9 protein-coding genes, 1 pseudogene and 1 riboswitch are annotated in these 11,168 nt (G+C 75.8%); of the genes and pseudogenes, 2 read left to right on the top strand and 8 right to left on the bottom strand.

Features of this window, described 5'->3' with window-relative positions; all coding sequences use genetic code 11:
* Nucleotides 1-118: 118 nt before the first annotated feature.
* The 4 genes from ACI798_RS16335 to ACI798_RS16320 form a co-directional block, all read right to left on the bottom strand.
* On the bottom strand, nt 119-1,909 hold the full coding sequence (locus ACI798_RS16335) for a DEAD/DEAH box helicase (protein WP_456941840.1): 1,791 nt from the start codon (nt 1,907-1,909) through the stop codon (nt 119-121).
* 201 nt (nt 1,910-2,110) lie between these two features.
* Nucleotides 2,111-4,210: a xanthine dehydrogenase family protein molybdopterin-binding subunit gene (locus ACI798_RS16330; protein WP_456941839.1), complete on the bottom strand. Its 2,100-nt coding sequence runs from the start codon at nt 4,208-4,210 to the stop codon at nt 2,111-2,113.
* Nucleotides 4,211-4,213: 3 nt separating this feature from the next.
* The gene (locus tag ACI798_RS16325; RefSeq protein ID WP_457048399.1) at nt 4,214-5,218 is read right to left on the bottom strand and encodes an FAD binding domain-containing protein; all 1,005 of its coding nucleotides are present in this window, start codon (nt 5,216-5,218) and stop codon (nt 4,214-4,216) included.
* Nucleotides 5,215-5,724, bottom strand: coding sequence for a 2Fe-2S iron-sulfur cluster-binding protein (locus ACI798_RS16320; RefSeq protein ID WP_456941837.1), 510 nt, complete (start codon nt 5,722-5,724; stop codon nt 5,215-5,217). The genes ACI798_RS16325 and ACI798_RS16320 overlap by 4 nt, the downstream gene beginning before the upstream one ends.
* A 90-nt stretch (nt 5,725-5,814) precedes the next feature.
* On the opposite strand from ACI798_RS16320, the gene ACI798_RS16315 reads away from it, so the two are divergent.
* Together ACI798_RS16315 and ACI798_RS16310 are read left to right on the top strand one after the other, a co-directional pair.
* On the top strand, nt 5,815-5,961 hold the full coding sequence (locus tag ACI798_RS16315) for a hypothetical protein (protein ID WP_456941836.1): 147 nt from the start codon (nt 5,815-5,817) through the stop codon (nt 5,959-5,961).
* 148 nt (nt 5,962-6,109) lie between these two features.
* Complete coding sequence (locus ACI798_RS16310) at nt 6,110-6,202, top strand: LPXTG cell wall anchor domain-containing protein (RefSeq protein ID WP_456941835.1); 93 nt, start codon at nt 6,110-6,112, stop codon at nt 6,200-6,202.
* Between the two features lie 35 nt (nt 6,203-6,237).
* Here ACI798_RS16310 and ACI798_RS16305 read toward each other — a convergent pair whose 3' ends face one another.
* The 4 genes and pseudogenes from ACI798_RS16305 to ACI798_RS16290 form a co-directional block, all read right to left on the bottom strand.
* A complete protein-coding gene (locus tag ACI798_RS16305; protein WP_456941834.1) occupies nt 6,238-6,552 on the bottom strand; it encodes a DMT family transporter in 315 nt (104 codons plus the stop codon).
* Between the two features lie 11 nt (nt 6,553-6,563).
* A riboswitch (guanidine-III (ykkC-III) riboswitch) is annotated at nt 6,564-6,628 on the bottom strand.
* Nucleotides 6,629-6,706: 78 nt separating this feature from the next.
* Nucleotides 6,707-7,072, bottom strand: a pseudogene (locus ACI798_RS16300) (ACT domain-containing protein); the annotation flags it as partial.
* 71 nt (nt 7,073-7,143) lie between these two features.
* Nucleotides 7,144-8,829, bottom strand: coding sequence for a DNA repair helicase XPB (locus ACI798_RS16295; protein ID WP_457048398.1), 1,686 nt, complete (start codon nt 8,827-8,829; stop codon nt 7,144-7,146).
* A 42-nt stretch (nt 8,830-8,871) separates the two neighbouring features.
* Nucleotides 8,872-11,133: a helicase-associated domain-containing protein gene (locus ACI798_RS16290; RefSeq protein WP_457048397.1), complete on the bottom strand. Its 2,262-nt coding sequence runs from the start codon at nt 11,131-11,133 to the stop codon at nt 8,872-8,874.
* Nucleotides 11,134-11,168 lie beyond the last annotated feature (35 nt).

Here is an 11,168-nt window from a genome sequence, read left to right as displayed (position 1 = left end):
GGGCCCGCCCCCCCCCGCACCCCCCCCCCCCCCCCGCACCGCCCGCCCCCCCCCCCCCCCCCCCCCCCCCCCCCCCCCCCCCCCCCCCCCCCCCCCCCCCACCGCGGGGGCGACCGCCTCAGAGCATCGTGCGCAGGCGCTCGCGGCGGGCGCGCAGGACCTCGACCGGCGCCGAGGCCGACGGCGGCCCCGGCACGTGCTGGCGCAGCTGCGTGTGCACCACGGCGTGCGGCGTCGACGTCTTCGCCGACACCCGGCTGACCAGGCGGTTGATCTCCCGCCGCAGCTCGGCGACGTCGCGCCAGCCGCGGCCGGCGTCGTCCTCGTCGGGGTGGTCCTGGACGATCGGCAGCTCGCCGGTGTCCTCCTCGTGCACGCGCTGGGCGATCCGCAGCCGCAGCTCGTCGTCGCGCTTGGCCAGCAGCGACGCCGTCTGCTCGGCGGTGAGCAGGCCGGGGATGCCGAGGAACTCCTCGTCCTCCGGCGCGACGGCAACCGCGCCGGCCCCCTCGCCGGTGTGCGCCGTCCCGCCGTGCAGCACGTGCGCGAAGCGGGCCTCGGCCTCCAGCGCCTCCCACTGCTTCAGGCCGACCGCCTCGCGCTCCTCGGGCGGCAGCGGGTCGAGGTCGAGCGCCTCGGGGTCCTTGGCCTTCGGCGGCGGCATGACGTGGTTGCGTTCCTTCTCCATGGACGCCGCCAGCGACAGCAGCGGCCGCACCGCGGGGAGGAACACCGTCGCCGTCTCGTGCGACGCCCGGGAGCGGACGACCCGGCCGACGGCCTGGGCGAAGAACAGCGGCGTCCGGTAGGAGGTCATCCACGCGAGGACGGCGGCGCGCGGGACGTCGACGCCCTCGGAGATCATCCGCACGCAGACGGCGATCCGCGCGGACCCGGTCGAGAAGCGCTCGATCTTCTTCGACGCCTTGGGGTCGTCGGACAGGATCAGCTCGGGCGCCTTGCCGGTGATCCGCTTGACGATGCGGGCGTAGGCGCGGGCGTCGTCCTGGTCGCTGGCGAGGATCAGCCCGGCGGCGTCGGGCATGCCGCCGTGCTCGCGCAGCTGGGTGATCCGGTCGTCCATGGCGGCGACGACGTGCGGCACCCACTGGCCCTTGGGGTCCAGCGCGGTGCGCCAGGCGGCCATCTCCACCGAGCGTGTGCCGGCCTCCGACAGCGACGCGGCCACGACCTCGCCGGCCGAGTTCCGCCAGCGCGAGGTGCCGGTGTAGGCGGCGAAGACGACCGGGCGGACGACGTTGTCGGCCAGCGCCTCCTTGTAGCCGTAGGTGTAGTCGGCGCGGCTGACCAGCCCGGCGCCGGCCTCCCCGGCGTCGCCCTCGAAGCCGTCCTCCTCGTAGCGCACGAAGGGGATCCGCTCGTCCGGCTTGGTGCGGAACGGCGTCCCGGTCAGGCACAGCCGGCGGGCGGCGAATCCGTAGGCCTCCTCGATCGCCTCGCCCCAGGACAGGCCGTCGCCGGCGTGGTGCACCTCGTCGAGGATCACCAGCGTCTTGACGGCGGTGGCGCGCGCGGCGTGCAGCATCGGCTTGCCCGCGACCTGCGCGTACGTCGTCACGTAGCCCTGGGTGCCGGCGCGCACGGGGCCGACGGCGTTGGTCAGGCCCGGGTCGAGGACGATGCCCATCCGGTCGGCGGCGTCGGCCCACTGCATCCGCAGGTGGTCGGTCGGGCAGACCACGATCACGCGGGCGACCTCGCGCCGCTGCAGCAGCCGCGAGGCCAGCGTCAGCGCGAAGGTGGTCTTGCCGGCGCCCGGGGTCGCGGTGACCAGGAAGTCCTTGGGGGAGGACTCCTCGTAGCGCTCGAGCGCCGCCTGCTGCCAGGCCCGGAGCGGTCGGCTGGTCGTCTGCGGGGCGACCGCCCCCGCCCGTGCTGCACTCGCCATCTCGCGGCCCATCCTGCCTGCGCGCGGGAGGACACGCCCAACCGGCCACCTCCCGCGCGCCCGCCCGCGGCCGTCGTATACGCGACACCCGGCACGCGTCTGAGCTGCGGTTTCGTCCGCGGCGACCGGTGCGGCGTGGCAGGCCTCACATCGGGAACGGACTGGTCCGGCGCGTCCCGCCGGCCTCGTCCGCCCCGCGGCTCAGGGCAGCCCCGGCAGCAGCTTGTCCAGGGTCACCGGCAGGTGCCGCACCCGGACGCCGGTGGCGTGGAAGACGGCGTTGACGACCGCGGCCGCCGTTCCGACGATGCCGATCTCGCCGATGCCCTTGCTGCCCATCGCGTTGACGTACGGGTCGTGCTCGTCGATCCAGTGCGCCTGCACGTCGCCGACGTCGGCGTTGACCGTGACGTGGTACTCGGCGAGGTCGTGGTTGGCGACCTGGCCGATGCGGGTGTCCCAGGCGCTGTTCTCGTGCAGCGCCATCGACAGCCCCATGGTCATGCCGCCGACGAACTGCGAGCGGGCGGTGCGCGGGTTGACGATCCGGCCGCAGGCGAAGACGCCGAGCAGCCGCGGCACCCGCACCTCGCCGGTGTCGGCGTGCACCCGCGCCTCGACGAACTGCGCACCGAACGCGTAGGTGGCGTGTTCCTGGTCCTTGGCGGCCTGGTCCACCGAGCCCTGCGCCTCGTCGCCCTCCTCGGGCCGCGGGCCGAACTTGCCGCGGAACTCCCGCGCCGCCTCGACGATCGCCGAGCCCCACGTGTTCGTCCCCGAGGAGCCACCGGCCACCGAGGCGATCGGGTAGCGGGTGTCGCCGATGCGCACCTCGACGTCGTCGACGTCGACGTCGAGCGCGTCCGCGGCGATCTGCGGCAGCACCGTCCAGGCACCGGTGCCGAGGTCGGCGGCGCCGATCTCGACGACGTACCGGCCGTCCTCGCGCCGGACGGTCGCCGTCGACTGCGCCTGCCGCATGGTCGGGTAGACCGACGACGCGACGCCGGTGCCGACCAGCCAGCCGTCCTCGTGCCGGACGCCGGGGCGCGGGTCCCGGTCCGCCCAGCCGAACCGCTCGGCGCCCTCGCGCAGGCACTCGACCAGGTGCCGGCTCGACCACGGTTGGCCGGTCTCGGGGTCCTGCTCGGGCTCGTTGCGGACCCGCAGCTCCACCGGGTCGATGCCGAGCTCGTGCGCCAGCTCGTCCATGGCGACCTCGGGGCCGAACATGCCGGGGCACTCGCCGGGCGCGCGGAACCAGGAGGGCACGGGGACGTCGAGGGCGGCCAGCCGGTGCGTCGTCCGCCGGGCGGCGGCGGTGTACATCATCCGGGCCGGGACGCCGGTCTGTTCGGCGAACTCCTTGATCCGCGAGGTCTGCTCGACGACGTCGAGGGCCAGCGCGCGGATGCGGCCGTCGCGGTCGGCGCCGAGCTGCATCCGCTGGATGGTGGGCGTCCGGTAGCCGGCCATCGTGAACATCTGCTGGCGGGTGAGGGCCAGCTTGACCGCGCGCCCGGGCACCGCGCGGGCGGCCAGGGTCACCAGGACGACGTTGGCGTGCGGGGTGCCCTTCGAGCCGAACCCGCCGCCGACGTACGGGCAGACGACCTGCACCTGCTCCTGCCCGAGCCCGAACACCTCGCAGACCGCCGCCCGGTCGGGGTGCACGCCCTGCGTGGAGTCCCACAGGGTGAGCTTCCCGCTGCCGGCGGCGTCCCAGAGCGCGGTCGAGGCGTGCGGCTCCAGCGGGTTGTTGTGCACCATCGCCGTCGCGTAGGTCTGCTCGACCCGGACCGCGCTGGCAGCGAGCTCGGCGTCGACGTCGCCCTGGACGGTGTCCGTGTCGTAGGACGGGTTGACCTCATCGGGCGCGTAGAGGTCGTCGCGGTCGGCGGCGAGGGCGCTGTCGTGCGGCTGCTCGTCGTAGGTGACCCGCACGAGGTCGGCGGCCTGCCGGGCAACCTCCGAGGTCTCCGCGACGACGACGCCGATCGGCTGGCCGCGGAAGGCGACGTCGGGGGACTGCAGGACGGCGAGCTCGGCGTCGTCGGTGGAGGCCAGCCGCTCGGCGTTCTCGTGGGTGAGGACCGCGAGGACGCCGTCGAGCGCCTCGGCGGCGCCCGTGTCGACGGCGGTGATCCGGCCGCGCGCCACCGTGGCGGTGACCGGGTGGGCGAAGGCGGGGGTGTCGACGGGCGTCTCGTAGGCGTAGGTCGCCGTCCCGCGGACCTTCTGCACGCCGTCGCGGCGGACCAGGTCGTGGCCGATGGCGCGCGGTTCGAGCAGCTCGGTCATCGGTCAGCCCTCCCGGCCTGTGAGGACCCGCAGGGCGGCGGCGAGCGTGCGCGCGACCAGCGGGAGCTTGAACGCGTTGCCGCCGTCGATGCCCGGCTGCGGGACGGCGTCGGTCAGCTCGGCCTCGGCGGCCGCGCGGGCGGCGTCGTCGGTGGCCTGCTGCCCCCGCAGAGCCTCCTCGGCGCGGGTGGCCCGCCACGGCTTGTGCGCCACGCCGCCGAGGGCGATGCGGGCGTCGCGGACCGTGCCGTCGTCGGCGAGGTCGACCGCGGCCGCCACGCTGACCAGGGCGAAGGCGTAGGAGGCGCGGTCGCGGACCTTGCGGTAGGTGGACCTGCGCGCCGTCTCCAGCGGCGGCAGCTCGATCGCGGTGACCAGCTCGCCGTGCTCGAGGACGGTGTCGCGGGACGGGTCGTCGCCGGGGAGCCGGTGCAGCTCACCGAAGGGGATGGTGCGCGCGCCTCCGGGCCCCTCGGTGTGGACGACGGCGTCGAGGGCGGTCAGCGCCACGGCCATGTCCGAGGGGTGGGTGGCGATGCAGTGGTCACTCGCGCCGAGGATCGCGTGGTAGCGGGTGTAGCCGCCGATCGCGGCGCAGCCGCTCCCCGGCTCGCGCTTGTTGCACGCGGTGGTGACGTCTTGGAAGTAGACGCACCGGGTGCGCTGCAGCGGGTTGCCGCCGACCGTGGCGAGGTTGCGCAGCTGCCCGTTCGCGCCGGCGAGCAGCGCCTGGGTGAGCACCGGCCAGCGCTCGCGGACCCGCCGGTCGGCGGCCAGCTCGCTGTTGGTGACGGCGGCGCCGACGAGCAGGCCGCCGTCGTCGGTGTCGGTGATCTCGCGGGAGGTGAGCGTCCGGACGTCGACGACGAGGTCGGGCCGGGCGACGCCGAGCTTGAGGTGGTCGACGAGGTTGGTGCCGCCGCCGAGGAAGACGGCGTTCGGCTCCGCGGCGACCTCGCGGACGGCCCCGGCGACGTCCCCGGGCCGGGCGTAGGCGAAGGGCTTCACCGCGCGCCGCCGGCCTGCTGCACGGCGGGGGTGATGTGGGCGTAGGCGGCGCAGCGGCAGAGGTTGCCACTCATCCGCTCGCTGACCTCGTCGGTGGTCAGCTCGGGGTCGGCGGTGAGGTCGCCGGTGGCGTGGCTGGGCCAGCCCCGGTCGACCTCGCTGAGCACGCCGACCGCGCTGCACACCTGGCCTGGCGTGCAGTAGCCGCACTGGAAGGCGTCGTGGTCGAGGAAGGCCTGCTGGACCGGGTGCAGCTCCCCCTCGGGCGCCAGGCCGTCCGCCGTGGTGATCTCCGCACCGTCGTGGGCGACGGCGAGCGCGAGGCAGAGCAGGGCCCGCTCGCCGTCGAGGAGCACGGTGCAGGCGCCGCACTGGCCGTGGTCGCAGCCCTTCTTCGGGCTGGTGTTGCCCAGCCGCTCGCGGAGCAGGTCGAGCAGCGTGGTGCGCGTGTCCACGGTGAGCTCGTGGAGCTCGCCGTCCACTCGCAGCCTGATGTCGGCGTCCATGGCGGGCTCGGTGCCCGGTGCGCTCGGCGTGGCAAACCGCCGTCGCGGGCCGCCTGGTTCCGGATGATGCGGGGGCTGTTCTTCGCTTCCGTGAACGACCTGGCCGGCTACTGCGCCTGCCACCACCGCGGCAAGCACCAGGCACCCGGCTGGCGCCACCACCTGGCGCCCGACGGCATCCTCACCGTCACCACACCCACCGGCCTCACCGCCGTCACCACCCCACCGCCCTACTGAGCCGGAGCCCACGGGCTCCGGTCGGCTTGAGCGCACCCTTCGTCCTCGTGGGGTGACGCCTGCGCGCCCGGGTCCGGCCCAGGCTGGGGGTCACGAGCAGGTGCACCAGGGCGGTGTCGTTCTCGCGGACGACCGAGAGGGGCAACGGATGAACGGCTGGCTCATGTGGGGCGTGATCCTCCCGTTGCTGCTGGTCGTCGCCGGGATCATCACCATCCGCCGCCGCAACCACCGGCCCTGACGGGGCATCCCGGCGTCCCTGTCAGAGGGCGGGGCTCAGTGCGTGAGCTTGAGCCCGATCACGCAGCCGACGATGCCGAGCAGGAGCAGCACCCGCAGCGCGGACAGCGGCTCCTCGCCCGACGCCATGGCGTAGCCGGCGGTCAGGGCCGCGCCGATGCCCACCCAGACCGCGTACGCCGTCCCGACGGGCAGGGTGCGCATCGCCCAGGCGAGGCCGAGCATGCTGCCGACCAGGCCGAGGACGAACACGACGGTCGGCGCGAGCCGGGTGAGGCCCTCCGTGCGGCCGAGCGCAGTGGCCCACACCGCCTCGAGGGCACCGGACAGGACGAGGACGAACCAGGACACGACGACTCCCGAGGACGCCGTCTTGTCGCTGTCCGGGTACGGCGCCGCTCGTCCGGGGGCCCGCTGCGGACCCGCCTCCACGGTCGCACACCCCGGCCGCCCCGGCTGGTGAGAACGGCCACCACCCCTGGGAGGTCAGGCCCTCCAGCACCGCGAGCGCGCGGTCGGCGTCGTCGACGGGGACGAACAGGTGGTCGTGGTGGTACCCGGCCACCACGTTGCAGCTGATCCCGGCGTCCGCCAGCGCCGTGCTCACCGCCGCGGTCAGCCCCACGGCGGCGAGGTCCGAGTGCACGTGCAGCGTCACCCGGGCGGCGAGGAACCCGTACGCCAGCCCGGCCCGGTCGGCGTCCACGCGGAGCAGGACCAGCGTCAGGCCCTCGTCCTCCCGCACGGTGGCGAACGGCGCCGGTCCGGCCGGCAGCCCGGGGCCGGGGACGGTCGTGAAGACGTACGTCCCCGGCGCGCGTCGCGGCGCCATGCCGGCCAGCAGCCGCCCGAGGTCCCGTTCACCGGCCACGGGCGCATCCTGCCCGGCGGACGACCGCGGCCCCCGGGTCACGGGGACCAGGGGGCCGCGGGCGACGGAACTCAGTCGGCGGGCTCGTCGACCCAGTCGGGGCCGTTGACCTCGCCGGGGCCGGCCAGGTCGGCGGCGTCGACGATCGTGTACGCGTAGCCCTGCTCGGCGAGGAAGCGCTGCCGGTGGGCGGCGTACTCGGCGTCGAGGGTGTCGCGGCTGACCACCGTGTAGAAGTGCGCCTGCCGGCCGTCGGCCTTGGGCCGCAGCACCCGGCCCAGCCGCTGCGCCTCCTCCTGCCGCGACCCGAAGGTCCCCGACACCTGGACGGCGACCGCGGCCTCGGGCAGGTCGATGGAGAAGTTGGCGACCTTCGACACGACGAGCGTCTTGACCTCCCCGGCGCGGAACGCGTCGAAGAGCTTCTCCCGCTCGCGGTTGGTGGTCGACCCCTGGATCACCGGGGCGTCCAGCGCCCGCCCGAGCTCCTCGAGCTGGTCGAGGTAGGCCCCGATGACCAGCTTCTGCTCGTCGGGGTGCCGCTCGAGCACCCGCCGGATCACCGGCAGCTTCGACGACGCCGTGGCCGCGATCCGGTACCGCTCCTCGGGCTCGGCGACCGCGTAGGTCATCCGCTCCTCGTCGTCGAGACCCACCCGCACCTCGATGCACTCGGCCGGAGCGATGTAGCCCTGCGACTCGATGTCCTTCCACGGCGCGTCGTAGCGCTTGGGCCCGATGAGCGAGAAGACGTCGTCCTCCCGCCCGTCCTCGCGCACCAGCGTCGCGGTCAGCCCGAGCCGGCGGCGGGACTGCAGGTCGGCGGTGAGCCGGAAGATCGGCGCGGGCAGCAGGTGCACCTCGTCGTAGACGATGAGGCCCCAGTCCTGGGCGTCGAACAGGTCCAGGTGCCGGTACTCGCCCTTCCGGCGGGTGGTCATCACCTGGTAGGTGGCGATGGTGACCGGGCGGATCTCCTTGCGCTCGCCCGAGTACTCGCCGATCTCGTCCTCGGTCAGCGTGGTGCGGGCCAGCAGCTCGCGCTTCCACTGCCGCCCGGAGACGGTGTTGGTCACCAGGATCAGCGTGGTCGCCCGGGCCTGGGCCATCGCCGCGGCGCCGACCAGCGTCTTGCCCGCGCCGCAGGGGAGGACGACGACGCCCGAGCCGCCGGCCCAGAACCCGTCGACGGCCTCCTGCTGGTAGTCGCGCAGGTGCCAGCCGTCCTGCGCCAGCTCGATCGGGTGCGCCTGCCCGTCGACGTAGCCGGCGAGGTCCTCGGCCGGCCAGCCCACCTTGAGCAGCGCCTGCTTGAGCCGCCCGCGCTCGGAGGGGTGCACCACGACGGTGTCGGGGTCGATCCGCGCCCCGAGCATCGGCGCCACCCGCTTGGAGCGGATGACCTCCTCCAGCACCGCGCGGTCGGTGGTGGTGAGCACCAGCCCGTGCACCGGGTTGTTGACCAGCGTCAGCCGGCCGAAGCGGTCCATCGTGTCGGCGACGTCGACCAGCAGCGCGTGCGGCACCGGGTAGCGCGAGTAGCGCACCAGCGCGTCCACGACCTGCTCGGCGTCGTGCCCGGCGGCGCGGGCGTTCCACAGCGCCAGCGGGGTGACCCGGTAGGTGTGCACGTGCTCGGGCGAGCGCTCGAGCTCGGCGAACGGCGCGATGGCCGCGCGGCACTCGCGGGCCGCCGGGTGGTCGACCTCGAGCAGCAGCGTCTTGTCCGACTGGACGATGAGGGGTCCGTCGTTCACGGGGATGGGTGGCCTCTCCTCGGCGGGTGGGCGTCTGTCAGGTCAACCGTTGCCGGCGGCCGGGGCTTCCTCGTCGACCAGCGCCACCGAGGTGATCCGGTGCACCGCGAAGGTGCGGTTCTCCTGCCGGCGCTCGTCCCACCCCTGGAGGAAACCACCGGCCAGTGACACCGGCTGCACCACGCGCTGGCTGCCGCTGCCCTGGGCGTCGACGTAGCCCAGCCACACGGGGACGCCCTCGCGGACGGCGCGGGACAGCAGCTCCAGCGTGCCCGCGGTGGTCACCCCGGGGACCTGCCGGACGGGGGCGGTGGGCCGGGCGGCGAGCGCGGCGTCGCCGGCGCGGATCTCGCGGACGGTCGCCTCCGCCTCGGCCGGCGTCAGCGGGCGCCCGGCGGCCGAGGGCGGCGGCCCGGGACGGCGGCCGGCGGCGCGGGGCCGGGCCGGCGGGCGGGTGAGCACCGCGCCGCCCGGCGACTCCCCGGCCGGGGCGTACCCGGCGGCCCGCAGCACGGTGAGCACCTCGTCGGCGCCCAGCCCGCTGACCAGCACACCCGGGGCCAGCCGGCGCAGCTCGGCACCCGTCGTCCGCCGGTCGCCGAGCACCTGGGACAGCAGCCCGTGGTCGTCGGAGCGGACGTAGCACTCGATCGCGCCGACCCGCAGCCGGCCGTGCTGGCGCGCCACGTCGTCGACCAGGTACCGCAGCGCCTGCGGCACCGGCGTCCGCGAGGCGCGGGTGAAGAACTCGTGCAGGTCGGTGGCCGACCACCCGGCGTCCAGCGCCCGGCGCACCGAGGACTCCGACACCCGGAACACCGTCGCCCCGCCGGAGGACTCGACGTCGGCGACGACGGCGAGGGTGTCGGCGAGGTCGGCCACCAGCGGGCCCGGCGCGACGAGGGTGAGGTCGGGCTGGGCGAGCACGTGGTCGACCGGCTCGGGCAGCAGCCCCTGGACCCCGTCGGCGGCGCCCTCCTCGCCGCGGGTCAGCAGGCCGCGCCCGCCGGAGGACAGCACCCCGCCCACCAGGACGCCGACCCGCGCGGCCTCGGCGAGCATGTCGGGCACCGGCGCGAGCCGGTCGGCGCGCCGCGGGGTCCGCCAGCGCAGCAGTGCGACGAGGTCGTCGGGCGCCAGGCCGCAGCCGGGCGGGGCGTCCAGCAGCGCGGCCAGCGCCGAGCGGCGGATCGCCGGGGCGGTGTGCCGGACCAGGTCGGGCGACAGCGCGTTGACCGCCTTGCCCGCCACGTCCCGCGACCCGACCAGGGAGGGCAGCCGGGTGCTGTCCAGCCAGCCCGCGACCAGCGCCGCCCACCGGTCGGGCAGCGGCTGCTCGCGCCACAGGTCGTAGCCGCGGGTGGGCAGCCACTCGTCGCGGTGCGGCCCGCCGACGTCGAGCAGCCCCGCGGCGAAGGCCAGCTCCAGCAGCCACCCGGCGTCGGTCTCGGACACCGACAGCGCCCTGGCCAGCCGCTTGCGGTCGCGGACGGCGACCCCGCCGCTGCGCAGCAGCCCGGCCGGCTCCTCCTCGAGCACCGCCAGCAGCTCGCCGACCCGCCCGACCGCCTCCAGCGCCGCCCCGGCCGCCTGCCGGTCGACCGCGGCGGGGTCCCGCTCCACGGCGGCGGGCTCCGGGCGCAGCCGCGGCGGGCCGTAGGGGAGGTCCCCGCGCAGCAGCAGGCCGATCTCGCGCGGCAGCTCGACGTTGAGCGCGTCGATGCGGGCCAGCAGCCCGGCCTGCAGCAGCCGCCGGGCGGGGGACGCCGCGCCGCCGCCGGTCTCGGGCAGGTGCCCGACCGGGCGGTCGCCGGCCAGCCGCTCGAGCACCTCGCGCTCGCTGGGGGCCAGCCCGCCGACGGCGGCGGCCAGGTCGGCGGGCAGGGTCACCCGCAGCTCGACGGCCCGGCGGCCGAGGCCCGCGGGGTACCGGACGGCGCGGCGCACCTGGTCGGGGGCGTGCAGGACCTCGTCGCCCCACAGCAGCGCCCGGGTGGTCAGCCGCTCGATCGCCGCGTCGACGACGTCCTCGGGCAGCCCGGGCAGCGCCGCGACGACGTCGGCGGCCGCCGCGCCGTCGGTGGGGGCGAGCAGCACGACGTCCAGCACCTGCAGGGTGGCGGCATCGAGCTCGTCGAGGGCGCGGTCCACCGACACGGGCACCGCCAGCCGGCCGGCCAGCGCGACGACGTCGGAGGGCGCGGGCCGGGCCACGTCGGGCCGCGCGGCCAGCAGCGCCCCGAGCTGGGCGTCGCTGCGGGTGCGCAGCCACGCGGCCAGCGTGGCGGGGCGGTCGGCAGGCATCCGGACCACGTTACGTCCGCCCCCGACCGTGCCGC

It is taken from the genome of Geodermatophilus sp. SYSU D01045 (assembly GCF_054050295.1).
The sequence above is the reverse complement of the archived record's forward strand: the minus strand, read 5'-3'. Positions and strand labels throughout refer to the sequence as shown.

Bases quoted from the DNA above. Each gene is read 5' to 3' on its own strand.
- ACI798_RS16320 (WP_456941837.1), bottom strand. From the start codon at position 5,724: ATGGACGCCGACATCAGGCTGCGAGTGGACGGCGAGCTCCACGAGCTC.
- ACI798_RS16335 (WP_456941840.1), bottom strand. From the start codon at position 1,909: ATGGCGAGTGCAGCACGGGCGGGGGCGGTCGCCCCGCAGACGACCAGC.
- ACI798_RS16330 (WP_456941839.1), bottom strand. From the start codon at position 4,210: ATGACCGAGCTGCTCGAACCGCGCGCCATCGGCCACGACCTGGTCCGC.
- ACI798_RS16290 (WP_457048397.1), bottom strand. From the start codon at position 11,133: ATGCCTGCCGACCGCCCCGCCACGCTGGCCGCGTGGCTGCGCACCCGC.
- ACI798_RS16310 (WP_456941835.1), top strand. From the start codon at position 6,110: ATGAACGGCTGGCTCATGTGGGGCGTGATCCTCCCGTTGCTGCTGGTC.